The organism is Streptomyces sp. CA-243310 (assembly GCF_050936775.1).
GTDB lineage: Bacteria > Actinomycetota > Actinomycetes > Streptomycetales > Streptomycetaceae > Streptomyces.
This window is the reverse complement of sequence record NZ_JBNJMF010000003.1, coordinates 663508-687122: the sequence shown is the minus strand read 5'-3', so window position 1 is coordinate 687122 and position 23615 is coordinate 663508. Positions and strand designations below refer to the sequence as shown.

Sequence of the window (23615 nt, the reverse complement as noted above, 5' to 3'; positions counted from 1 at the left end):
ACGACCTAGGAGTTGTCTTCAAATGTCACGCCCACATCAGGAGCGAGGCGAGGGTGACGGCTGCCTGGTAGGACTCGGCGGTCTTGTCGTAGCGGGTCGCGATGCCGCGCCACTGCTTGAGGCGGTTGAAGCACCGTTCTACGACGTTGCGCCGCTTGTAGAGCTGTTTGTCGAACGTCGGCGGGCGCCCGCCCCGGCTGCCGCGCCGGAGCCGGTTGCGGACCTGGTCGGCTCGCTCGGGAATCGTGTGGCCGATGCCGCGGCGCCGCAGCCAGGTGCGGATGGCCCGGGAGCTGTAGCCCTTGTCGCCCAGCACGTGGACGGGCCGCACTCGGGGGCGGCCCGGGCCGATGCGGGGCACCCGGATCGCCTCCATCACGGTGGTGAACTGGGTGCAGTCGTTGATGTTGCCGCCCGTGACCACGGAGGCGAGCGGACGACCGTAGGCATCGCAGGCCAGGTGAATCTTGCTGGTCAGACCACCTCGGGAGCGTCCGAGGCCGGGACTGCGGAGCCCCCTTTTCGGGCCCCGGCGGCATGCTGGTGGGCTCGCACGACGGTCGAGTCGACCGACACCAGCCAGTCGATGTCGCCGGCCGCATCCGCCCGGGCCTGCGCGGCCCGGAGCATCCGCTCGAAGGTGCCGTCCAGAGCCCACCGGCGAAACCGGGTATGCAGCGTGGCCCACGGGCCATACCGCTCAGGCACATCCCGCCAGGCCGTGCCCGTCCGGAACTTCCACACGATCCCGTTCAGCACGGTCCGGTCGTCCAACCGCTTCCGCCCGAGCAAGGACTCAGGCAGCAGCGGCCGGACGAACTCCCACTCCTCATCAGACAGTTCATGGCGACGTATCACCCAACCATGATCCACCACTCAAGATCTTTTGAAGACACGACCTAGGGCAGACCTTCAGCCTGGCCGCCACCGCCCTGGGGCTGGGCCCCTTCCAGACCGCCGCCTTCGACGACACCGCCGTCGAAGAACGCTTCGGGCTCGACAGCACCACCCAGAGCACCCTCTACGCCCTCGCCGCCGGACACCCGACCTCGGACACCACGACCGACACCGCCGGCCTCAACGCCTTCCGCCACACGACCCTGCGCCCCGGACAACCTGAAGGGTCCGACGACGCTCGGGGCGCCGACGTCACCACCCGACACGAACCGTAGGGCCGAGGGTGTCCGCCGGGCGCCGCCCGGGTCGACAGCGAGTGTGGCGACGGACGGCGATGCGGCAACGCGGTCGCTCCGAGGCCTGTCGCAGAGCACTCACGGATGAACCGTCATGAGAATGACCGCGTCTGACGCACGGTCGGCGGAGGAGAGGTCCTCCATCCCTTCTCCGCGGTGGTGACGGTCCGCCCGTGAGGGCGGCTGTACAGAAAAAATCACTGCCCGATTGTCGGAACACGGTGATAGAGATGCGGGGTGACAACGACACTTGAGTTTCCCGTTCTGCTGCGACTGATCGACGAACGGTCCACTGCCTTCCGCGCCGCGGTCGCCTCCGCTCCCAGCCTCGACGTACAGGTGCCGACCTGTCCCGAGTGGACGCTGTTCGATCTGGCGCAGCACATCGGTGAGGGGCGCCGCGACTGGGCCGCCACCGTCGCCGCAGGGCCTGCGTCGGCCAAGTCCGTAGCGGAGGGCGCGCCGGCTGCGCCTCGGGAGCGCGAGGCCCTGCTGGCCTGGTTGGCGGAGTCCACGGAGCAACTGCTGGACGCATTGCGGGAGGCCGGCCCGGATCGCGGTTGCTGGGCGTGGTGGGAGACGTTGCAGTCGCCGCACACCTCCGGTGCCGTGGCTCGGCACCAGCTCCAGCAGTTGGCGGTGCACACGTACGACGCCCAGATCACCGTGGGTGCCCCGCAGCCGCTGCCGGTCGAGGTGGCGCTCGACGGTGTCGACGAGTTCCTGTCCACCTGCGTCACCACGACAAGTGCCTGGCCGCACGAGCCCGCTGTCATCGACTTCCACGCCTCCGAGGGCCGCTCCTGGCGCCTCTCGCTCTCCGCCGACGGCGCACGGAGCGCCCGCCTCCCCGATCCGGGCACCGATCCGGCCGGCGCTGCCGGCCAGGACCCGGACGCGACCACCGCCTTCCTCTCCGCTCGGGGCACGGCCGGCGAGCTGGTCTTCATCCTGTACGACCGCATCCCGATCGAGTCCCTGAAGCTCGACGGCGACCGGCGTATCTTCGAGCAGCTCAGCTCCTGGGACCCGAGTGAGTAGGACGTGACGATGCGCCACCCCGTACGCCCCGGGGCGTGCACCGCCAACGGCCACGGCCACGCCGTGGTGGCCTCGGGGCCGCAGGGGGGCAGTCCGTCACGGCTGCGAAGCGGCCGACCAAGGCGGCGGCCCACAAGCTGATCCGTGCGCCCGGTCGGCACCTGACGCCGTCAGTTCAGCGGGTCCCCCATGACACTGATGTGGCGGCCCGTGCACATCCGGAGCGAAGCCGAGCCGGTCGTGATCACCACGCCCGACAACCGGTCGGCGCTTCGCGGGTGTTCGACCGCGCGGGGCGGATCGCCAGTTCAGCGCGTGGTGTCCGACCATTCCTCGCGCAGCATTCCGAACAGGACGGTGTCGTGGCGCTTGCCCGCGACCATCACCGCGGACCGGCGCCGGCCCTCCTCGCGGAAGCCCGCCTTGATGAAGGTGCGGACGGCCCGCTCGTTTCCGCTCCAGGTGTCGAGCTCGATCCTGTGCAGCCGGAAGGCCCCGAACAGGTGGTCGACCAGCAGCCGCAGCGCGTCGGAGCCGTGGCCGCGGCCCCAGCGGTCCCGCTCGCCGATGGTGATCCCGACCGTGGCCGACCCGGCGAGGGGGTCCAGATCGCGGTAGTCCACCATGCCGATCACCGTGTCGTCGGCCAGATCCTCCACGGTGAAGACGGCCGACTCGTTCGGGTTCAGCCGCAGCATCGTCTCGAAGCCGGACCGAACGGCCTCCGCCGTGACGGGACCGAAGCACGGGTTGCCGCCGGCGGCCCAGTGGACCACCTCCGGATCGTTGCGCCACCGAACGTGGTGCACCGCATCCTCTGCGCGCAGTGCGCGAAGCCTGACCAACTTTCCTTCGATCATGGACAGATCATAGATCTCGACGTGCCCAAAGATGATCTTGAAGTCGACGGGATACGGCCGACCCGCTCCGGAGGCTGCCCGCCCGGTGGGCCGAGGACAGGGACTACACCTTCGGCGCGTTCCGCAAGGACACCGGCGCCCTGGTCGGCTCGTACTGCCTGACCCTCGTCAGCCTCGGCGTCCGGGAGCTCGGTTACTGGGCGGTCAAGGAACAGCGCGGACGCGGGTACTCGGTGGAGGCCGCTCGGAGCCTGTGTGACTGGGGCTGGGCCATCCTCGGCGTCCACCGCATCGAGTGGTGGGCCATGACCGGGAACACCGGCTCGCGCGCCGTCGCCGAGAGACTCGGCTTCACCGTCGAAGGCGGCGGCGAGCCGGGCCGCGATTGCGCAGCGCCCCTTCGACGTCGACACTTGGCCGGCAGGCAGGCAGGCATCGAACGGGATGTGTGAGACTCCCCCCGAATGATCACTCGGGGGGAGTTTCACGTTGAACGCGTTCTTGAAGAGGGTGTGGATCGCAATGGCCGCGGCTCTGATCGTGAGTCTGGCCGCGGTGGTCCTGCCGGACCAGGTACAGATCGACGACGACGGGCACGTGCACCTGGGCGCGCCCGCGTCCAAGCCGTCCGGATCCGCGTCGGCGCCCGCGCCGGAGCCTGAATTCACGTCGCCCACCCTCACCCGCGACGAGGTGGACGAAGTGATCCGTACGGCGGTTCGCTCGGCGGGCTTGGACCCGGAGGAGGGCGACGCGGCCCCGGCCGGATCCGGTCTGAACAGGACGGGCTGGACGGGCGTCCTGGAGAAGGCCTCCGTACAGTCCAAAGTGGGAGCCATCTGTGGGGACTTGGAGCGCCAGGGCTGGGTGCTGAACCGGAACGACGAAAGCGCCGACGCCCGCAGCTACAAGCGCGGGGGCTGGTACCTGCTGGTGCACACGCGCGGGAGGACCCCGGCATCGTCCACCACGCCGGGCGACTCGCAGACCGACCTGACCATGACCGGGCTGCAGCTCAACCTGTCCGACGTACCGCTCCCCGAGATCACCGTCCCCATGCGCTGAAGCGTCAACGCGTCACCGCGGTCACGCTCCTCGGCGGCACCTACGACGACGCCGGGGCATCCGCCCACCGCGTCGGGCTGCCCACCGCGTCCGGTCGCCCGGCGCGTCGGGCAGCCAGCCAAGACCGGTGGCAGGAGAAGGCATGCGACAACCGCCCGTGGGGGATTGCTCAGTGGGCGGGGTCGGCAGACCCGATGCCGGGTGCAGGTGGCCCATGATCCGTACCATCCCCCGACGGACGCGGAGACGACGTGAGGCGTACGAGCAATGCGGTGCCCCTGCTCGCCGCACTGGCCGTGAGTGCCGTGCTCGCACTCGGCCCCGCCTCGTCCCCGCCTACCGCTGCGGATCCAGGTGTGCTGCTCAGGGGTACGGTGGTCACGATGAACGACGCGGGGGACGTCTGGCCGGACGCCGCGCTCTGGATCAGGTCCGGCCGCATCGAAGCCGTCGTCAGGGCGGGCGGACGACTGCCGCCGGGCGCGCGGTCGGCGCGGGTCGTGGAGAGCGGCGGGGTCATCTACCCCGGGATGATCGACCTGCACAACCACCCCGAGCACGCCGCGTACCCCCTCATGCCGGTGCGCAAGGCGTACAAGGACCGCTACGAGTGGCGCTTCTACGACGACGAGTACAACCGGCGCATCACCTACACCGGGTTCGTCGTCTCCAGCCCCGACTACTACGACCTGGGGACGGAGTTGGGCCGGTACGGCGAGTACAAGGCGTTGGCCGGGGGCACGACGTCGCTGCAGGGTGCGGACGAGGGGCTGCCGAGCAGCGCGCGCGGGTGTCTGGTCCGCAACGTCGAGACGGCGGACGTCGGCCCGCACGGCGTCGCGAGCCGGGTGGATCTGGGGCGCGACGCCCGCGAATGGGCGGACCTGTCGCGGGCGGAGCATGACGGCGTGCTGGTCCTGCACCTGGCGGAGGGGGTCGGGCAGCGCATGGCGGACGAGTACGGGGCCGTCGAGCGCAGCGGTCTGGTGGGGCCGCGGCTGATCGCGGTGCACGGCGTCGGGCTCGCCGCGGACCAGCTGAAGGACATGGCGGCACGCGACGCGCAACTGGTCTGGTCGCCGCTGTCGAACCTCCTCCTCTACGGCAGCACCGCCGATGTCGCCACCGCGAAGGCCGCCGGACTCGGCATCAGTCTGGGCTCCGACTGGGCGCCTTCGGGCAGCAAGTCGGTCCTTGGCGAGCTGAAGGTCGCGGACCTGGTCAACAAGCGCCGGCTGAAGGGGCTGTTCACGGACCGGGAGCTGGCGGAGATGGTGACCCGCAACCCGGCCCGGGCGCTGGGCTGGGACCGTCGTGCGGGCCGGCTCGCGCCGGGCTACGTACCCGACCTCGTGGTACTGGACCACCGGAACGCCGATCCGTACCGCAACCTGATCGAGGCCACCGAGGAGAACGTCCGGCTGGTCTCCGTGGACGGCGACATGCGCTACGGGGACGAGCCGCTCATGGCGCGGGCCCGGCCCTCGCGGGACACCGAAACGACTGCCCGCTTCCCCGGCGGCCGCGTCAAGGTGAGTGCCGTCGACTGCCCGGGTACCGACCTGCCGCCGATGCCCCTGGCCACGACCGAGGACCGGCTGCGGCGCGCCCTGGCGATGGATCCGGGGTTCCTGCTGGAGCGCGTACGGCCGAAACCGGACTCCGTACGGCGTATCCGGTCCGAGCTGGCCCACTGCCCGGGTGGCACCCCTCCGGGCGAGCTGACGACGGCGGACATCGAGCGCGTTCTGCACTGCCGCCTGGGCCTGCCCTTCGAGGAAACCCCCCTCAGCCCCCTGACCACCTCCGAGGACCCGGGCTGGATGACCCGGCTTCTGGCCAACCCCAACCTCCCGGCCTACCTGAAGGAGCTGCCGGACTACTACGAGCACGCCCGGTGACATACGGGCGGCCTGCCGCCTCGGCCACGGATGTTCGGTCGAGCCGGGTTCGCGCTTCTCCGGGAACGCGTTCCTCTCCCGTGAGGCCGAACAGTCGGCTCACGTTCCCGTGGCGGTGGTCCATCAGGTGGCAGGACGGCCCGGTTGCCTCGCGTCGGAGTCGTGGACCGGTTCGCCGAGTTGGATGAGGAATCCGTACGACGCCAGGCGAGGGCGGAGGCGAATGAAGTAGGACCTGCTTGAGCACGGACCTCGTCGTCCGCCTGGACGCACTGGGCGGGGGTCCGACGAACAAGCCATTCTGCACCAGTGGGCTGTCGGAGGCAGGGATCCGGGATAGAAGGTGCGCATGATGGAAACCGAGGACGCCCTCATCATCCAGCACGTCGCCGAGCGCATTCTGAAGGCTCGGATCGATCTCGACGCCGGAGACGTCCGCGATGCCGTGCAGACGGCCTACGACGAGTTCCGGTACGCGCGGGTGCGTACCTATCTGCCGGTCCTGCTGGAACGCAGGGCAGGCGACCTGCTCCACGACGCCGGGGATTCCCGGAGCCGTCTCTGATCGGCGCTCTTCCCGGCCCGGGCGACGCACGGGTCCGCGCCCGCTGCGGTACTCGCCCACAGGGCATGCCCGGGTTCGTGACCCGAGGGGCGGGCTCGCGTTACAGGATGGCCGTCGCCGGTGGACCCCCGCTTCCCGCGCGACGGCGTCCCGGCGTTGGCGTCCTGTCCGGACACCCACCGCCGGGACGCCCCTACCGTTGTCTCACCGGTGAGTGACCCCGTATCCGCCCGGGGGGGGATCGTACGACCACGGCCTCACAGGATGGTGACCACCCCGCTCGCCGGTGTGGCCCGGACCGCCGGTGTTCCGCCGGCGTCGTAGAGGACCTTTCCGGTGGCGGTGTTCACCGTGGCCGCGAACACCTGCTCGCGACCGCCGACCGAGGCTCTGACGAAGTAGCCTCCGTCGGCATCACGCTCCAGCGCGATGAAGTCGATGTCGGCACCTCCGGACACCTCGATCACGTCGTCGGCGCCGAAAGCGCCTTCCGTGTCGGGGGACGTGGTGCCGGATTCGGTGGGCGCACCGACTTCGTACACGGCCACGACCCGCCCCGAGGGATCGACGACGTTGAGCCGGGCCGGAATCGAGGTCCCGCCCAACGCCACGAGCACGGGTGCCTCGTCGCGGTAGTGCAGAGCCAGCGTCGCCACGCTTTTGTCGGACACAGCCACACTCCTTCGCAGTCGAGCGTCACGGAACCTGCGCGAACCTGTCACGGACTCTGCGGGGCGAACCCCGCGCACCGTGTTCCGATCATCCGATTCAGGCCCGCCGCATACGGCTGCCCTCCCGCGAGAAGTTCAACCTGTGTTCGAGGAGTTCCGTGAAAGGTCTCCGCGTTGCGGTGGCTCGCGGCACGCCGTTCTCTCGCGGGTGTCGGCGGGTTAGGCCGTGTTTTGGAAGTGGGTTCCGCTCCTCGTCTCGCATCGTGATGATCTATGAGTGGGGCGAGGGGATCTTTCCGATGAGCAGTGGGCCGTGCTGGAGCCGTTGCTGCCGGTGGCGATGCGGGGCAGGCCGTCGTTGGGTCGGCGCAAACTGATCGACGGGATCCGGTGGCGAGTGCGGACCAGTGCTCCGTGGCGGGATCTCCCGCGGGAGTACGGGCCCAGGCAGACGGCCTACGGACTCTTCCGTCGCCGGCAGCGGGACGGCATCTGGCCGGTGCTTCTGACCAGGCTGCAGACCCGGGCGGACGTGGCCGGGCTCATCACATGGGAAGCGAACGTCGACTCCACACTCCACGGTCTGCCGGGCTCATCAACATGCCGCGGGCGCCCGCCGTAACGGCCAGGACCAGAAGGAACCGCCGGGCGGGACGGGCATCGAGCCCGACGACCACGGCCTGGGTCGGTCCCGGGGAGGCTTCACGACCAAGATCCATCTGGCCTGCGAGCAGGGACATCGGCCGCTTCCCCTTGTGGTCACCGCCGGGCAGCGCGGCGACAGCCCGCAGTTCACGTCCGTCCTGGAAGGCATCCGGGTCCCTCGCGTCGGGCAGGGCGTCCCCGTGTCCGTCCACTGCGGGTGAGGGGCGACAAGGCGTACTCGTCTCGCGCCGACCGGGCCTCTCTGCGAGAGCGCGGGATCCGGTGCACGATCCCAGAGCCGGCCGACCAGGTCAGGAACCTCAAGCGACGCGGGAAGGCCGGTGGGCGGCCTCCGGCCTTCGACCGCGAGGACTACAAGGCCCGGCATGTAGTTCGCGTGCAGGAAATCCCGGCGAGAACGATCATGGCCGGCTAGCGCGCCGCTCTGTGGGCTCGCTGAGGTTCGTGCCGGGGCGGGCCGGCCGGTCGCCAGGGCATCCCACCCGAGCGCTCCGCAACCACCATCGACAGTTTTCCTTGTCACTCAAGATAGCGACAGGTATCCTTGTCGCATGAATGATGTGATCCCGACCCCTGACAGGAACGACGACAACTTCTGGACCACCGTGATGACTCTGGTGGAGCCCGCCTGGTGCGAGCCCACCGAGGGCGACTCGTTCGCCATGGATGACAAGGTGCTGGAAGCGGTCCGGGTGCTGGCCGAGGGGATCTCGACCCGTGCTCTCGCCTATCGCGCCGCCGACAAGCCCTTCGATACCGCGCTCATGGCCGCTCCCGATGTGCAGCTGGCCATGCTGAGGGCGCTGTACGAAGCCAAACTGTCCGTCGACCGACTGGCCGAGAGCGCCGCCACCGTCGCCGGCCGCAGCGGAGCCAACTACGCGCAGCTGGGCGCGGCCTGGGGCGGCATCAAGCGCCAGTCGGCCCGCCTCAAGTGGCCGCACGCAGTGGCTAAGAAGGCTGCTGGCGAGTCCGTCTCGCTTCAGTACGCGGGCGGCGCCGCCGTCATCCACCATGACTCGGATGCCGACGCCTGGTGGTTCACCGCCACCGCGGCGGACCAGCAGGAGAAGGAATCCGAGGCCGTCCACGCCTCCTCCGCCGAGGCCATCGCCGGGGCGACCGAGTTCCTCTTGTCGCATGCCCTTCCCGCCCGGCAGACGCAGGCCTGACCCCGCTGCCGCAGCTACGCGAAGCGTGGGAGTCGGCTCCCTGAGCCGGCGACCGGACCATGATCGTTCTCACCGGGATTTCTTGTACGCCAACTACTCACACCCGAGTAGCCCCGAACCCGCACCGGCGTCGAATCTCTGCGGATTGCCCCCGCGCAGCGGCTGCCTCCGCTCTGGCCCTGGCGCGATCAGCCTCGAAGACCAGCACGCAGGCCAACGCTTCCAAGGCGCCGGCGACTTCCTCCCTCCAGTCAGCAAACTCGACGGAGTCCGCCGTGGGCGGCGGATGCGACTTCACAGAGCGGAGATGGCGCAAGGAGTGCTTCAGCACGGGGTCAACCACGACGCTTCTTTCGATCGGAACGCGGTCGACCCCATCGTGCGCCATTTTCAAAAACACGGCCTAGGGGCGGTACCGGTCTTCGTGTCCGCGTTCGTGTCCGTGTCCGTGTCCGTGTCACAGCTGGGGGACGTACGGGGCGATGCCGACGATGATGACGGATCGTTCGCCCGGTCCCGGCGCGGGGCCGACGCGGACCGGCCCGACGTAGTGGCTGACTCTGTGGTCGTGGACGGCGTACCCGTCGAGTGGGTCGGTGAGGGTGAAGCGGGCATGGAGGTCCGCCCACGGGTCGTCGGGCTGGAGGCCCGCGCTGTCCGGTGTGGCGATGACGTTCTGCCCTCCGCTGACGTTGGTACGGCTGATCAGGTGGGCGAAGGTGAACGTGCTGGACGAGCCTCCGTCCTGGTGCAGGCAGTTCGGGGAAGAAACGGCGTCCTGGCCGGGGTGTTCGACGCCGAGCTTGATCAGGTGGACACCGGCCCACAACGGCCGTCCCCCCAGATCCTTCAGGGACACGACCTCTTCCACGTCCCGGCGCAGGAGTCTCAGCAGCAGAGCGTTGCCGCGCAGTGCCTCGGGAATCTCGGGCAGCACGCGCCGCTTCCGCGGGTACTCGGGATCCGCTTCGCCCTGGGAGAAGTCGGTCACCATGCCGTGCACGGGGTCGGGGGTTCCGGGAATCCAGGACAGTTCGTCCTTCCACGGCAGGTACACGGCAACTGAGTACCGGCGGAACCGATTCGTCCCCGGAGCGTACGGGTCGGGTGGCAGCTCCGCGAAGACCTCCCGGATCCCCGCCAGGTCCCTCGCGGCGGATCCGGCCGGGGTGATGCCGAGTTGCTCGGCGCCGTAGCGGGCGAATCCGCGCTCGCGCAGACCGTCCATGCCCGCACCCGGGCCTCGCGCACCGGCATGCGACCGTCGCTGGAGTTCGGCCTCTTCCACGTGTTCCTCCAACAAGTCACCACCAGGAGCATGGCGCCCGCGGCCCATGCCGACCTTACGCGGCCGGCCGCACACTGACCGGCGCCTCCTGGAGCGTGCAGGCACGACTGTCGGAGACGGCAGGCGCGCACCGCCGCACGCCCCGATCCCCCGCAATCGATCACCGGGGCGACACTCGGCGACGGCTCCCCCGAGAGGGGTGCCGGAACCTTTCATCCGGTCAGCCAGGTGATCCGAGGCTGTGCGTCGGTCAGCGCTTCGGCCGGGGAGGCAGTTCGGCGTGCCTGACCGTGTAGCCGCCCTTGGTCACCGGGGCGTACGCGGCGGGAGCCATGCAGGTGCCGACCGGCGCCTCCGCGGGAGCGGCGTCGCCGCTCGGCAGCAGGTTCACGCCGTTCCAGGAGAATCCCACACGGTCGTCGGAGCGTCCTTTGTCCTTGCCGCCGTCGTAGACGCTGAGCCCGACTCGCTCGCCGACGTTGTCCGGGCCGTCCGGGCCGGACGGGCTCACTCTGGTGATGATCGCTGTCAGCGTCGCCGTGTGGGGGCCGGTGACCAGGCAGTCCACGCGGCCCTCGGAGGTGTAGGTGATGTTCCGCTCGGCGGAGTGGTGGGAGATCGTGACCGTGCCCCGGGCATCGGTCGGAAGTCCCGTGGGGATCTCGGGCAACGGGCGGCTGTACGGAACCGCGTGCGCGTCGAAGCTGAAGGAGCGGACGTCGTCGTCCGGGTAGTAGGGAAGCATGAACGTCGCGCTCCCGGTGACGCTCGCGTACGCGGTCTTGTCCGCACGCTGCTCGGCGGAGGCGACGGGGGCGGCACTCAGAGGTAAGCCGACGGCGAGGGCGGCGAGCAGGGCAGGGAGGACCATCTTCCTGGGGCGGGGCATTGAAGTCATCAGGCACTCCTGAGGGTTGGGGGCCCCGTTGATGGGGTCGCCCCATCCTTGCGTCCCACCCCGGCCGGGCCATCCGCCCTGATCCGTAACTCGTCAGGGTTCGCCTCAGCCCGGAGATCGACCGACATCAGCCTCGGGTCGCACGCTCATGCCCACCGTCTTCCCCCCTGGTCCGTCGGTTCCTCGTCCCGGCCCTCGTCCCGGCCCTCGTCCTCGATCTTGGTCCCACCACGTGGTGGCCGGCCATGCTGCCGGCCGATGCAGCGGCCGCCCAGCCCTACCCCGTCCCGTCCCTTCCTGCCCCGTCCCGTCCCGTCCCGTCCCGTCCCGTCCCGTCCGGAGAGCACGCCTCTCGTCCTTGCGCCGGTCACGTCGCGGGGCGGCGGTGTCCGAGACCGGGTTGTTCACTGGATCGGGTGAGGCTGCCATCCGTCGGACGGGCCGCTCCGAATGGCGTGGTGTGAGCACCTCGCCACCCGGGGCAACCAAGGGGGCGCGGAGCCCCACACCGTCCGATAGCCCCGACCCTTCGCATGGAGCCTTCAATGCATGCCCTCCGTTTCCGTCGCACCGCCGTCGCCGTGGCCGCTGCGGCCGTCCTGCCCTTCGCGCTCGCCGCCTGCTCGGACAGTGGCAAGAACACCGACACGGGGACGAGCGCCGACAACGGGAAGCCGAAGCAGTCCCAGGACGCCTCGGGCGAATCGTCGGTGGCCATGGACAAGCCGTTCGGACCGGCCTGTGCGGGCGTCCCGGCCGACGGCGCCGGCTCCTTCGACGGGATGGCCAAGGACCCGGTCGCCACCGCCGCCTCCAACAACCCCGCCCTGTCCACGCTGGTCGCGGCCGTCAAGCAGGCCGAACTGGTCGACACCCTCAACAACGCGAAGGACATCACCGTCTTCGCGCCCACCAACGACGCCTTCGCGAAGATCCCGAAGGCCGACCTGGACAAGGTCCTCGCCGACAAGGCCATGCTCACCAAGATCCTCACCTACCACGTCGTGGGCCAGAAGCTCGCGCCCAAGCAGTTGGAGAGCGGCTCCTTCGACACCCTGCAGAAGGGCAAGGTGAACACCATGGGTTCCGGCGAGTCCTACATGGTCAACGACGTCTCCAACGTGGTCTGCGGCAACGTCAAGACCGCCAACGCCAACGTCTACATCGTCGACACCGTGCTCATGCCCAAGTGACCGACCCGGGGCCCACCCCAGCCTGCCGCGGCAGCCGACTCGCCGCGGTCCGATCTCCGAGTCGATGAGGTCCCCCAGGAGCGTGTCGGAGCGGGTGACCGGATCGCTGTTGGCCGGGTCGGCCGCGAGGTGGCGCGACTCGCCGGGGACCCGTGCCCGGTCGTACGGCACGATGTCGTTGTCGTTGTCGTTGTCGTTGTCGGCGAACAGGCTCCCGGTGCTGGTGGGCCGGTTGGGGCGCGGCGGCGCGAAGTGGCGGCCGACGGTGTGGCGGCCGACGGTGCAGCCACGCGGAAGGCCGCGCTCGTTCCGGTCGGGGCGAAGTGCGCCGGAGGCGATCCGCCCGGGGCCTGGGAGCGGGGCACTCGGCCGCCCTGGCCGCTCGGCTCGCGGGTACGCGGGACGCGGGCGAAGTCGCCCGATTCCCCCGCTCCTCAGGAGGGCGCCCGCTCCGGTGACACCGGGTCAGTGGTCCGGTGCGCCGGTGGCTCGGTCCAGTGTTGCCGTGACTGCGGCCTGAAGGCGGTCGCCCACCCGGTCGACGCTGCCGTTCTGCATGCTGATCTGCGCACCTTCCAGGAGGAAGGTGATCTCCGCGGAGGTGTCACCGGGCACTGTCGCGCCGGCCTTGTCGCACATGGCCGTGAGGCGACGGCGCTGAGTGGCTTTGTGCCTCTCGATCAGCCGACGGGCCGGGTGCTCGGGGTCGGGCAGCCCTGCGACGGAGTTGACGAAGGGGCAGCCTCGCCGCGCGATGTCCGGCAGTCCCTCGGCGATGAATCGGGTGACGCCGAGAACTTGCGCGCGGCCGTCGTCCGGGTGCTCCGCTTCCACCGTGTCGAAGGCGGACGCGTACCCTGCCGCGACGATCCTCAGCCACTCCTCGATCAGCGCGTCCTTGGTGGCGAAGTGCCGGTACAGGGCCATCTTCGTGGTCTTGGCCTGATCGGCGATGGCCTGGACGCCGACGGCTTTCACGCCGTCTCGCAGGAAGAGCTCCTCTGCCGCGTCGAGGATGCGCTCACGCGGCGGCAGACGGGGCACCCGCGTGTCCCGGCCGGGCCGTGAGGGGCTGCTGTCCCGGCCGGGCCGTGAGGGGCTGCTCGTCATGTTCCGTCTCGCTCCACTCGTGTTGGCCGGCCTCGCTTGACCTCATGCTACGTTACCGATCACCCCCAGCCGATACCGATCGGTATCGTCGGGGCTCAATCGTCCGGCGCGAGGCAAGGCAAGGCACTGTGAAGCTGCACGAATACACCCGGTACGACGCCGTGGGACTGGCCGGACTTCTCGCACGAGGAGAAGTGACCGTCGCAGAGGTCACGGCCGCCGCCCAGGATGCGATGGCTGCCGTGAACCCTGACATCAACGCCGTCGTGGAGAGTTGGCCCGCCGAGGACGCCCCCACCCCCGGCAGCACACCGCTCGCGGGCGTGCCCTTCCTCATCAAGGACCTGGCCGTGTCCATGAAGGGCAAGCGGGTCGAGCTGGGCAGCCGCCTCGCCGTGGGCAATGTGGCAGCGGCGGACTCCTTCCTCATGCGGCGGTTCCGGAGCGCCGGCCTCGTGACACTGGGGCGCACGGCCTCACCGGAGTTCGCCTACAGCACCACCACGGAGCCGGTCCTCCACGGAGCGACCCGCAACCCCTGGGACCTCGCCCGAACGGCCGGCGGTTCCAGTGGCGGGTCGGCCGCAGCCGTCGCGGCCGGCATCACCCCCATCGCCCACGCGACCGACGCGGCCGGCTCGATCCGCGTGCCCGCCGCCGGCACGGGGCTGTTCGGGCTCAAGCCCACCCGAGGCCGGGTCTCCATGGGGCCGGACGCCGACGAGGTCTTCAACGGCTTGGCGGTCCACGGCGCGCTCAGCCGGACCGTGCGCGACAGCGCGACACTGCTGGACCTGATCCAGGGCCCCGAGTCGGGCGACCCCTATGTCGCGGAGCGCCCGACCCGCCCGTACGCCGAAGAAGTCACCCGCTCCCCCGGAAGGCTGCGCATCGGCCTCGTGACCACCCCCTGGAACGGGCGCGCCGTGGAGCCGGCGATACACGACGCCGTCTTGTCAACCGCTCGCCTGCTCGAGTCGCTCGGCCACCAGGTCGACGTCACCTCCGTGGACCTCGGTGTGAGCTGGGAGGAGTTCGTCCTCGCCAACGCACGCCTGTGGTCGGCGAACCTGGTGACCTGGATCGACGGCTTCGCCAGGACGTTCGGTCGTCCCGTGGACGAGAGCACCGTCGAACCCGAGATGCTGGCGAGCTACGCGTGGGGGCGCCGGGTCAGCGGCTCGGAATTCGTGCACGCCCTCGATGTGCGCAACCGGGTCGCCCGGTCGCTCGGCGCCCACTTCAGCCGTCACGAAGTGCTGCTGACGCCCACCCTTCCCGAACTGCCGGTCCAGGTGGGCACCTATCACCAGGGTGCGGAGGGGGCTGACGGGCTGGGCTGGCTGGAGCACTTGTTCTACAGGTCGCCGTTCACGGCGGCCTTCAACGTCGCCGGCACACCCGCCATGTCGATGCCCCTCGCGTCCGACCCGGCCACCGGCATGCCCATAGGCATCCAGTTCGCCGCCGGTCACGGGCGGGAGGACGTCCTGTTCCGTCTCGCCGGGCAGTTGGAGCAGGCAGCCCCTTGGGCCGACCGGACGCCGACGGTGTGGGCGGGCTCCGTCCGGTCCGCCTGAGCGCTCACCCCCCGGCCCTCCTCGCCCCGGCGAGGGCCCGGGGCCGCGCCTTCGGCTCGGAGGACGTCCTCGGTCTGCCGCGGCGGGCCCACCTCGACCCCGACGACACCACCCGCACCCGCGCCCGGTCGCCGGGTGACGCGGCGGCTGCCCACCGGGTGTCGCGGCGAGTCCGAGAGGGCGACGTGTTGTTCAGGGGCGCCAGTGGTGCGGTGACCGAGCGGCCATGGGTGCGAGTCCGAGGTCGGCCAGCGCGGACGCGCCGGTCGCGGCGTGCGCGCCTCCGGCGAGCAGGAGCGTACGCGACCACTGGTAGCGGCAGTCGGCCGCCTCGAACGCCGACGCGGTGGCGAGCAACTGCGGCAGATCGCCGCCGAGCAGTGCCTCCGCCCGGTCCACCAAGGCGGTGGCGACCGGGTTCCCGGCGACCACGGCCCGGGCGGCGGCGATCCGGCCCCGGGCGTCCGGGTGCCCGGCGAGGACCGCTGCCTCGGCCCGGAGCGCCGTGTACCAGTGCAGCCAGACCCAGCAGACCCACTTCCACACCTGCTCCGGTTCGGGCGCGACGCGCTCCAGGGCCGCGTGGGCGTCCCCGTGGTGGAGCAGGACCATGGTGTCGAAGACGGCGCCGTGACCGTGGCGGTGATCCTCTTCGCTGCCTGTCCGGTCGGTGATCGCGAGCCAGGTCGCCCGCGCCTCGTGGTCGCCTCGCAAGCCGTGGATCATCGCGACGGACGCGGCGGCCGGACCGAGCGAGAACGACCGTTGCCGGCCGGACTGCTCCCACGCGTCGAGGAAGCGCACGCTGCTGGTGAGCACCGCGTCGGCATCGCCCACGAACGCGTCCGCGACCAGCAGCCAGGACGTGGCGTGGTCGCCCACCTCGGCCAGCTGCGGATGGCCCGCGAGCCGGCGGCCCCACCGGCGGGCCGCCGGCAGCTCGCCCGTGCCGACGGCGGTCGCGGCGGCCATGGCGAGGGCGTCGATCAGCTCGTGCGTCCGGGCAGGGGCGCTCGGTGCCGAGGTCAGGATGTCGATCCGGGCGCGGGCGGCGGCCGCCGCGGCGAAGCTCTCACCGGCCCAGCTCTGGGCTCCGGAGAGCGCGTCGAGGGCGGCGGACCGTGCCACCGGGTCACCGGCGCGGCGGGCGAGTTCGACGGCTCGTTCCGCGCACGCGACGGTGTCCGGCGCGGTGTTGTCCGGGGCGCCCTGGACCGCGCCGAACGCGTCCGCGACCACCGCGGCCTCGGCCAGCGCGAGAGCCGCCTCGGTGGCCGGGTCATCGTCACCGGTCAGCTCGCGGGCCTCCGCGAGCAGGCCGGTCACCTCGTCCACGGGCGGAACCCGGCCGGTGAACGTGCTGGAGAAGCGGTAGGCGGCGGTGGCGGCGGCCGCCAGGTCGCGAGCCGCGCCGGCCGCGTCCCCGGCGTGGCGTGCGGCTTCGGCGGCGGCCCGGTACAGGCGGTACATGTCGTCGCCGAGCCTGCGGCACCCGGCCACCCCCGCGGCCTGCCGCAACGCGGCGGCGGCGCCGGCGCCGGCGGTGAGCGAGGCCGCCTGTTCGTGCCGCTGTTGGGCCTCGCCCAGCAGGTTCCGGGTGAAGGCCAGCTCGGCCAGTGACAGGGCGAGACGGCACGCGTCCGCGTGCTGCTCCGGTCGGCCCGCGGACCAGGTCAAGGCGGCCCGCAGGTCCTCCGCGACCGCGTCGAACCGGGCTCGCCAGTCCGAGCCACCGCCTTCCTGGAGGCCGGCCGCACCGGCCAGGCACCATGCCAGGTGGCGCGATCGGACATCGTCGAGCTCTCCGGCTTCGGTGAGCCGCTCCGTGCCGTACTGACGGAGGGTCTCCAGCGCCTGGTAGCGGGTGCCGGTATCGGACGGTGTCACGGCGAGCAGGCTCTGCTCGGCGAGCCTGCCGAGCCCGTCGGCGACGGCGGCCCTCTCCAGGGGGGCGAACCCGGCCACCTCGACGGCCGCCTCGGCGGTGAACGGAGCGACGAACGCCGACACCCGACGCAGCAGTGCCCGGTCCTGCGGTTCGAGCAGGTCGTGGCTCCAGTCGAGGACGGCCCGCACCGACCGGTGCCTGCCGTCGGCACGGGGGCCGCCGGCGAGGATCCGGAGCTGGTCGCCGAGGCCGGCCGCCAGGCCGTCCAAACCGAGCGTGGACCACCGCGCCGCCGCCAGTTCGATGGCCAGCGCCATCCCGTCGAGGCGTTCGCACAGCTCCGCGATCCGGTCGCGCTCCGCCGGGGCCGGGGCCCTGCCGACCGCCGCCGCCCGCTCCAGGAACAGGGCCGCCGCCTCCGACGCGCCGCCTCCCACGCGCGACAGCGGCGGAACCGGGAAGACCCACTCGAACGGCACCATCAGCCGGGCCCGGCTGGTCGCGAGCACCCGTATCCCCGGGCAGGCCACGAGCAGCCGTTCCAGGAACGGAGCCACCCCGTCACGCACCTGCTCGCAGTTGTCCAGTACCAGCAGCACCTGACGGTCTGCCAACGCGGCCACCAGAGCGTCGTCGAGGCCGCGCCCGGGCTGCTCGCCCACGCCCATGGCCGCCGCGACCGCCGCGCCCACCCGCCCGGGATCGGTGACCGGGACCAGGTCCACGAAGCACACCCCGTCGGCGAAATCGCCCGTCACGTCGGCCGCCACCGCCAGCGCGAGCCGTGTTTTGCCCACCCCGCCCAGACCGACGGCGGTCACCAGCCGACGCTCCGTCACTGCCGACGCCAGCTCGCCGCGTTCCCGTGTCCGGCCGACGAACGCCGTCAGCGGGGCCGGAAGCGCGGGTGCCGGGCGCCCTCGCGACGTCATGCTGCGCGCCTGTTCGGCCCGCGTCGGTTCGCTCGCGTGCCGGGACAGCGCCCGTCGGTCCGGCACCTCCAACTTCCTGAGCAGCGAGGAGACATGAGACTCGACCGTCCGCACGGAGATGAACAGCCGTGCGGCCATCTCCGCGTTGCTCAGGTGTTCCCCGAGCAGCGCGAGCACATCGGCTTCCCGAGCCGAGATCACTGGAGTGGACATCGGGCCATTATCCGTGGTGCGTTCCGTGGTGCATTCCTCGGCGCCTTCCCTGGTGCATTCCTCGGCGCTTTCCGTGGTGCATTCCTCGGTGCTTTCCTCGGCGCTTTCCGTGGTGCCTTCCGTGGCGCCTTCCGTGATGGTGCTCTCCGTGGTGCTCTCCGTGGTGCTCTCCGTGGTCAGCACGGAGGCGCCCGCAACCCCGCCGGGGGAAGCTGTGAGCACAAGGAACAAGCCCGGCGGACCACACCGGCCGACCGGTTCCGCGACGACAGGAGTGACCGTGACCAGCTCTTCCACCCAGGGGATGAAGACCGTGCTGCATCCCGTGTCCGACCTCGCCCAGGCGAAGGCGGTGTACGCCGCGCTGCTCGGTGTCGCCCCGCAGACCGACGGGCCCCACTACGTCGGCTTCGAGGCCGCCGGCCAGCACGTCGGCCTCCTCCCGGGCGGCGGACCGCAGGGCCTGACCACGTCGCTGGCCTACTGGCACGTGGCGGACATCGAGGCGAAGCTCGCCGAACTGACCGCCGCGGGCGCCACCGTCAAGGAACCCGCGCACGACGTCGGCGGCGGCCGCCTGGTGGCCACCGTCATCGACCCCGACGGCAACCTCATCGGACTGCTGCAGGAATGACGAGCACCCCACCGCGCTCCCGCGCCCAGCGCCGTCGCGACACCGAGCACCGGCTCGGCCACGACGTCGACGTCTGGGTGGCCAGCGCCTCGGCGGACGGCACCCCACACCTGGTACCGCTGTCGTTCCACTGGGACGGCGAGGCGCTCTTGGCGGCCACCCCGACGGACAGCCCCACCGGGCGGAACCTGGCAGCCACCCGGCAGGCTCGGCTCGCCCTCGGCCACACCCGCGACGTCGCCATGATCGAGGGCGACGTCGAGGTCCTCGCCATCGACGCACTGCCGCCGCACGTGGGTGACCGGTTCGCCGCACGCACCGGCTTCGACCCGCGCTCCCTGACCACCCCGTACCGCTGGTTCCGCATCACTCCGAACCGCATCCGGGCCTGGCGGGAGGAGAACGAGCTGTCCGGCCGTGAACTGATGCGCGACGGCCGCTGGCTGGTCTGACGACTGGCCCCCTTTGACGTCTGGCCCGGTCTGACGTCTGGCCCCCTCTGACAGGCCCCGTCTGACAGGCACCGTCTGACGTCAGGCCCGATCCCGCCGCACGGCCTGATCCCGCCGTACGGCCAGGCAGGTACCAAGCCCGCCCGGGCCGGTTGCGCGGCCCGGGCATGGGCCGGCAAGGCCTCTTCTCAAGATCCACCCGTCCAGAGCCTCAAGAAGGAGATCCACCATGAGCAGCACCGCCAACCGCGTACACGAGGGATTCACGGCCGAGGAACGTGCCGCGATGAAGGACCACGCACAGGAACTCAAGAAGGCGGGGCGCCGCGGCTCGAAGGCGGACAAGGCGGCCGAGGCGGAACAGGACGTGCTCGCGAAGATCGCCGGGATGCAGGACGCGGACCGGACCATGGCCGAGCGGGTCCACGCCGTCGTCACCACCACGGCCCCGGTCCTCGCGCCGAAACTCTGGTACGGGATGCCCTCCTACGCACTGGACGGCAAGGTCGTCTGCTACTTCCAGAGCGCGGAGAAGTTCAAGGCGCGCTACGCGACGCTCGGCTTCAGCGACCAGGCGCGGCTGGACGACGGCCCGATGTGGGCGGCCGTCTTCGCCCTGACCGAGGTGACGGCCGAGGTGGAGGCGCGGATCGCCGCACTCGTGAAGCAGGCGGTCCACTCAGCGTAGGAGCGGGGCGAGGTCGCCTGGCCGGCGTGCACCAGCTCTCACCGGGTCCGGGACGCGATCCGCAACCGAGGCGGCGACGAAGCCGATCGCGGTCGGCACTTCACGGTCGCCGTCCCGACGCCGGCCGGCGAACCTCTCCGGTCACCGCACTAGCCGAGGAGTTGGACCAGCCCGGCCGGGAGGAACGCCGGCCAGTGGGGCTGTCCGACCTGGTAGGGCACAAAGCCCTGCGAGGCGGCGACCTTGACCTCTTCGGCCGTCTCCGCCTGGAAGACGAGCCGGCAGGGCCCTGACTCCGTCCTGGCTCGCTGCCAGAGCACGGGAGCCGGTTTGCGCTCCGCCTCGGTGCGGGGGGTGAGGATCCGGCCGCCGAAGTCCTTCCAGGCGAAGGGCTCAGAGCCCTTCCACGCAGCGTCGACTTCCGTCTTCAGCCTGGCGGCACGCTCGGCGTCAGTCGTGCCCCAGGAGGGCGGAACGTTGGTGATCAGGCCGATGCTGATGTGGCGCTCGCGCAGGGCGCGCAGATACGAGGCCGCTCCGGACCGATAGGTGATGCTGCCGTCGTCGGCGGTGTGCACGAGGGTCTCGCCCAGATCGAAGTACACGACGGGGCAGCGGCGCTCGCCCACCGCACGCGCGACGGAGTCAGTACGCCCGACCCCGCCCAGGCCCCCGGGGGCCGCCGCACTCACCGTGGTACAGAGCATGGTCGATGCCAGGGCCGCACCGAGCGCGAGGCTCGCCCGGCCCCACCTCGTGGAGGCGGATCTGTTCATGGTGTCGTAGCCCTTCTCCTGGTGTACCGCACGGATACGCGATTGTCCGGTCCATGACATACAGTGCCGCAGAGTCTCTCACAAGGGCGTCCGGCACAACGGCACTTTCCCTGCATCGCACCGACTGCCGGAACACCCTGCGACGATTTCGGCACGGCAGCCAGTCCGGCCGTTTGACTCGCAGCGACAGCTCACTGGATCAGATCGGTGTGCGGATGCTCCGGGGATGCCGGCAGACGTAGAGCTGCATGTCGTCGGTGCGAGAACCTGGAGCAGATCGGCCCGCCCGGGCGGCCGCAACAGGGGTATGTCGCGCAGATGCAACTGGGCCACGGGCAGCATGGGGACCGGGCTCCCCTCAGTCCACGGATGATCGGTGCCGGCGATCTCGGCGTCGTCGATCTCGGCGTCGTCGATCTCCCTCCACATGGCGTGGTTGCGCTCCTTGGCCGCCGTTTCCTCGGGCGTGTACTCAGGGCCCTGGGGATCTCGGTCCAGTCGAGCCGGCCTGCGATGCTCCAGCCTTGTTTCCGCAACGCCCACGGGCATGCCGCCGCCCTGATGCGAGCCATCGCAGTGCGGCCACGGCTCATCGGCGGGCCACAGCAACGCCCCCACCGAACCCTCGAACACCGAGGGCGACCCGGCACGCGGACGAGGGCACCGGGCAGGGCCCGATCACGCGGGCCCGTGTCGTCGAGGATGCGTATGAGTGCGGCGCGGGCCGGTTCGGTCCGCCCCTGGCGGCGGGCCGACGCCGTTCAGGTGAGGTCGTGCTGGTCGTGCTGGTCGTGCTGGTCGTGCTGGTCGTGCTGGTCGTGCTGGTCGTGCTGGTCGTGCTGGTCGTGGGGATCCTGCCGTACTCCGACGAGTCGAAGTCGGCCGCCCATGGGGCGAGCGCTCGTCCCCGCCGGTGACGTCCAGTGGTACGAGCCCGTCCAGCGGACTCCCGCCACCCCCCGCAGGCCGGGGGCGGTCAGCGGCGGCCGGTGGACAGGATGACGAGGAACTGGCCGCCGCCCGCCTGGATGTCCGCGGTCACCGGCATCCCCGGTACCAGTCGGGAGAAGCGGTCCACCAGCCAATCCGCCGTCTCTTGGGCGTCCTTCCTGGTCGGGCATCGGCCCACCATCTCGCGGCCGCCCTTGCGCTCCAGCCTCTCGGCGACGGCGATCAGCGGCGCGGGCTCGACCACGTACAGACGCTCCGGCCAGGCGATGACCACCTTGACCGCGCCCTTGCGGGTGTTGCACCCGCGGTGCGCGAGTCGCTCGGCGACCTTGGCCTTCCGGTCGGCGGTCCGGCTGTCGACACTGGGCCCCCGCGGGTCGTTCACCGACTCGTCGGGGTCGACCGGTTCGTCACAGACCCAGCACTGCCAGCCGTCACGCTCTGCCACATCATCAAGGAGACTCACCCGAGCAAACTACCTGCCCGCCCGCCACTCCGCGTACCAAGGTCCCGCCGGCAACGTCTCCGGACCGGCCGACAACCCTGCGGCGCTCGGCCGGCCGGCGGGCAAGGACACGGGCGCGGGTCAGGGAGGCTCCCACCGAGCCGCGGCGTGGAAGACCGCCGTGACACGGTTCCGGCTCGGCGTGCCACGGCGCCCTCGGGCGAGCCCCGTCCGAGGGCAGGAGGCACGGGAACCCACACGGCCCTGCGATGATGACGGAGTGCCGGATCCAGGGACCACTGCCGTCGTCATCGTCTTGCCCGATGCCGCCCCGCTCCTCGATGCGGCGTGGCGCATCGACTCGGCCCTGGTGCGTCGTGGGATGCCGGCGCACGTCTCGCTCCTCTACCCGTTCGTGCCGCAATCGGCGCTGACAGGTCGGGACGAGAAGCGCGTGCGTTCCCTGGCGGCGGACTTTCCGGCAACTGATCTGCTGTTGGCGGAGGTCGTAACGGCGCCCGGCTTCGTCGCCGTCACCGTTCCGGAACTCCAACCGGTCGTCGATGCGTTCCGCGCCCAGTGGCCCGGGTTGCGCCCGTACGGGGGCCGCTTCGGGGCGCGGCCCGCAGCCCATGTCACGGTCGCCATGGGTACGGACGACCCGACGACCGCCGCCCGCGTAAGCACTGCGATCGGCAGCCTGCTGCCGCTGCGCGCCCGTGCGGCAGCAGTCCAGTTGGTGGAACTGACCGAGGAAGGGTGGCAGTCGCGGTTCACCGCGCCGCTCGGTGTCCCGGACGGACCGTGAACACCACCCGCCGGCCCTCGTCCCCGGTCGCGACCAGGTCCCGAGGCCGACACAGCCCTGGGGGACTTTTCGGAACCGGTGGCTCTCTGCGCACACGACCACGCCCCGCACACCCCGAGGCAGGCCCCGCAGGAGCGGCCAGTACGACAATGAGCCCGCGTGCTTCGAAAGCGGAGACGTCAGTCCGATCGGTGAGTGTGGCGCCCTCTGCCACCGGTGGGCCTGCGGCAGCGACGTCTCCCGAGACAGGTGTCGGGCCGGCCATCACGGACTGAAGCCCGTTGATGCCTGATGACTGATGCTTGATGACTGATGCTTGATGGCTGATGCCTGCCGGCGAGGGGCTCGGACGCTCGGAATCGCTGTCGCTGTCGGTATCGCTGCCTGTATCGCTGCCGATGTCGGTATCGGTGCGGCGCCGTCGCGCCGGACGGATGCGGCGGGACCCGGCCACGCTCCGGGACCTGGTGGGGCTGACCCTCGACCCGTTGGTCGGGGTTCCGGTGGCGGGGTTGCCCGAATGCCTGCGGGCGACGGCTTGTATGCCGTGGGGCGCGCGCTCCCTACGGGATCCGGACGCCGCCGAGAACGAGGAGGGCTGACGGTCGGTACCCCCGACCACCCC

At 71.0% G+C, this 23615-nt stretch carries 22 protein-coding genes and 2 pseudogenes; 15 read left to right on the top strand and 9 right to left on the bottom strand.

All coding sequences use genetic code 11. From position 1 onward, the window contains the following. Nucleotides 1-25: 25 nt before the first annotated feature. Nucleotides 26-855, bottom strand: a pseudogene (locus tag ACQEVM_RS36315) (IS5 family transposase). A gap of 575 nt (nucleotides 856-1430) precedes the next feature. Between ACQEVM_RS36315 and ACQEVM_RS36310 the strand changes: the two are divergent. Then, nucleotides 1431-2234, top strand: coding sequence for a maleylpyruvate isomerase N-terminal domain-containing protein (locus tag ACQEVM_RS36310; protein WP_433086591.1), 804 nt, complete (start codon nucleotides 1431-1433; stop codon nucleotides 2232-2234). Between the two features lie 308 nt (nucleotides 2235-2542). Here ACQEVM_RS36310 and ACQEVM_RS36305 read toward each other — a convergent pair whose 3' ends face one another. Beyond that, nucleotides 2543-3094: a GNAT family N-acetyltransferase gene (locus ACQEVM_RS36305; RefSeq protein WP_433086589.1), complete on the bottom strand. Its 552-nt coding sequence runs from the start codon at nucleotides 3092-3094 to the stop codon at nucleotides 2543-2545. 74 nt (nucleotides 3095-3168) lie between these two features. On the opposite strand from ACQEVM_RS36305, the gene ACQEVM_RS36300 reads away from it, so the two are divergent. From ACQEVM_RS36300 to ACQEVM_RS36285, 4 genes are all read left to right on the top strand, one after another. Then, nucleotides 3169-3546 (top strand): GNAT family N-acetyltransferase, encoded by a 378-nt coding sequence (locus ACQEVM_RS36300; protein ID WP_433086974.1) that lies wholly within the window; start codon nucleotides 3169-3171, stop codon nucleotides 3544-3546. A 70-nt stretch (nucleotides 3547-3616) separates the two neighbouring features. After that, nucleotides 3617-4159 carry a hypothetical protein gene (locus ACQEVM_RS36295; protein WP_433086587.1) on the top strand — a complete coding sequence of 181 codons (543 nt, stop codon included), beginning with the start codon at nucleotides 3617-3619 and terminating at the stop codon, nucleotides 4157-4159. A 383-nt stretch (nucleotides 4160-4542) separates the two neighbouring features. Then, nucleotides 4543-6060: an amidohydrolase family protein gene (locus tag ACQEVM_RS36290; RefSeq protein WP_433086585.1), complete on the top strand. Its 1518-nt coding sequence runs from the start codon at nucleotides 4543-4545 to the stop codon at nucleotides 6058-6060. 349 nt (nucleotides 6061-6409) lie between these two features. Further along, nucleotides 6410-6625: a three-helix bundle dimerization domain-containing protein gene (locus ACQEVM_RS36285; RefSeq protein ID WP_433086583.1), complete on the top strand. Its 216-nt coding sequence runs from the start codon at nucleotides 6410-6412 to the stop codon at nucleotides 6623-6625. A 257-nt stretch (nucleotides 6626-6882) separates the two neighbouring features. On the opposite strand, the gene ACQEVM_RS36280 is transcribed toward ACQEVM_RS36285, so the two are convergent. Then, nucleotides 6883-7296 carry a hypothetical protein gene (locus ACQEVM_RS36280; protein ID WP_433086581.1) on the bottom strand — a complete coding sequence of 138 codons (414 nt, stop codon included), beginning with the start codon at nucleotides 7294-7296 and terminating at the stop codon, nucleotides 6883-6885. Nucleotides 7297-7573: 277 nt separating this feature from the next. On the opposite strand from ACQEVM_RS36280, the pseudogene ACQEVM_RS36275 reads away from it, so the two are divergent. Then, nucleotides 7574-8335: pseudogene (locus tag ACQEVM_RS36275) on the top strand (IS5 family transposase); the annotation flags it as partial. Nucleotides 8336-8513: 178 nt separating this feature from the next. Further along, nucleotides 8514-9134, top strand: coding sequence for a hypothetical protein (locus ACQEVM_RS36270; protein WP_433086579.1), 621 nt, complete (start codon nucleotides 8514-8516; stop codon nucleotides 9132-9134). A 457-nt stretch (nucleotides 9135-9591) separates the two neighbouring features. Here the strand turns inward: ACQEVM_RS36270 and ACQEVM_RS36265 are convergent, their stop codons facing one another. Continuing rightward, nucleotides 9592-10362, bottom strand: a complete 771-nt coding sequence (locus ACQEVM_RS36265) for a 2OG-Fe dioxygenase family protein (RefSeq protein ID WP_433086577.1) — start codon at nucleotides 10360-10362, stop codon at nucleotides 9592-9594. A 310-nt stretch (nucleotides 10363-10672) separates the two neighbouring features. Beyond that, entirely contained in the window at nucleotides 10673-11320 is a 648-nt protein-coding gene (locus tag ACQEVM_RS36260; protein WP_433086575.1) for a hypothetical protein, read from the bottom strand. A 545-nt stretch (nucleotides 11321-11865) separates the two neighbouring features. Here ACQEVM_RS36260 and ACQEVM_RS36255 point away from each other — a divergent pair. Next, nucleotides 11866-12513 (top strand): fasciclin domain-containing protein, encoded by a 648-nt coding sequence (locus ACQEVM_RS36255; protein ID WP_433086573.1) that lies wholly within the window; start codon nucleotides 11866-11868, stop codon nucleotides 12511-12513. Between the two features lie 465 nt (nucleotides 12514-12978). Here ACQEVM_RS36255 and ACQEVM_RS36250 read toward each other — a convergent pair whose 3' ends face one another. Continuing rightward, entirely contained in the window at nucleotides 12979-13623 is a 645-nt protein-coding gene (locus tag ACQEVM_RS36250; RefSeq protein ID WP_433086571.1) for a TetR/AcrR family transcriptional regulator, read from the bottom strand. 128 nt (nucleotides 13624-13751) lie between these two features. Here ACQEVM_RS36250 and ACQEVM_RS36245 point away from each other — a divergent pair, with 128 nt between their 5' ends. Continuing rightward, nucleotides 13752-15203, top strand: a complete 1452-nt coding sequence (locus tag ACQEVM_RS36245; RefSeq protein ID WP_433086569.1) for an amidase — start codon at nucleotides 13752-13754, stop codon at nucleotides 15201-15203. Between the two features lie 192 nt (nucleotides 15204-15395). Here ACQEVM_RS36245 and ACQEVM_RS36240 read toward each other — a convergent pair whose 3' ends face one another. Then, nucleotides 15396-18236 (bottom strand): ATP-binding protein, encoded by a 2841-nt coding sequence (locus ACQEVM_RS36240; RefSeq protein WP_433086567.1) that lies wholly within the window; start codon nucleotides 18234-18236, stop codon nucleotides 15396-15398. Between the two features lie 280 nt (nucleotides 18237-18516). On the opposite strand from ACQEVM_RS36240, the gene ACQEVM_RS36235 reads away from it, so the two are divergent. From ACQEVM_RS36235 to ACQEVM_RS36225, 3 genes are all read left to right on the top strand, one after another. Further along, on the top strand, nucleotides 18517-18870 hold the full coding sequence (locus ACQEVM_RS36235) for a VOC family protein (RefSeq protein WP_433086565.1): 354 nt from the start codon (nucleotides 18517-18519) through the stop codon (nucleotides 18868-18870). Continuing rightward, nucleotides 18867-19322, top strand: a complete 456-nt coding sequence (locus tag ACQEVM_RS36230) for a pyridoxamine 5'-phosphate oxidase family protein (RefSeq protein WP_433086563.1) — start codon at nucleotides 18867-18869, stop codon at nucleotides 19320-19322. Before ACQEVM_RS36235 ends, ACQEVM_RS36230 begins: the two co-directional genes overlap by 4 nt. Before the next feature lie 229 nt (nucleotides 19323-19551). Next, nucleotides 19552-20010: an iron chaperone gene (locus tag ACQEVM_RS36225; protein ID WP_433086561.1), complete on the top strand. Its 459-nt coding sequence runs from the start codon at nucleotides 19552-19554 to the stop codon at nucleotides 20008-20010. Nucleotides 20011-20159: 149 nt separating this feature from the next. Here the strand turns inward: ACQEVM_RS36225 and ACQEVM_RS36220 are convergent, their stop codons facing one another. Further along, a complete protein-coding gene (locus ACQEVM_RS36220) occupies nucleotides 20160-20786 on the bottom strand; it encodes a hypothetical protein (RefSeq protein WP_433086559.1) in 627 nt (208 codons plus the stop codon). Between the two features lie 773 nt (nucleotides 20787-21559). On the opposite strand from ACQEVM_RS36220, the gene ACQEVM_RS36215 reads away from it, so the two are divergent. Continuing rightward, nucleotides 21560-21703 (top strand): hypothetical protein, encoded by a 144-nt coding sequence (locus tag ACQEVM_RS36215; RefSeq protein WP_433086557.1) that lies wholly within the window; start codon nucleotides 21560-21562, stop codon nucleotides 21701-21703. Nucleotides 21704-21762: 59 nt separating this feature from the next. Here the strand turns inward: ACQEVM_RS36215 and ACQEVM_RS36210 are convergent, their stop codons facing one another. Beyond that, nucleotides 21763-22203 (bottom strand): hypothetical protein, encoded by a 441-nt coding sequence (locus tag ACQEVM_RS36210; protein ID WP_433086555.1) that lies wholly within the window; start codon nucleotides 22201-22203, stop codon nucleotides 21763-21765. Nucleotides 22204-22462: 259 nt separating this feature from the next. On the opposite strand from ACQEVM_RS36210, the gene ACQEVM_RS36205 reads away from it, so the two are divergent. Beyond that, nucleotides 22463-22990, top strand: a complete 528-nt coding sequence (locus tag ACQEVM_RS36205; protein WP_433086553.1) for a 2'-5' RNA ligase family protein — start codon at nucleotides 22463-22465, stop codon at nucleotides 22988-22990. A gap of 326 nt (nucleotides 22991-23316) precedes the next feature. Continuing rightward, on the top strand, nucleotides 23317-23592 hold the full coding sequence (locus ACQEVM_RS36200; protein WP_433086551.1) for a hypothetical protein: 276 nt from the start codon (nucleotides 23317-23319) through the stop codon (nucleotides 23590-23592). Nucleotides 23593-23615: the final 23 nt, after the last annotated feature.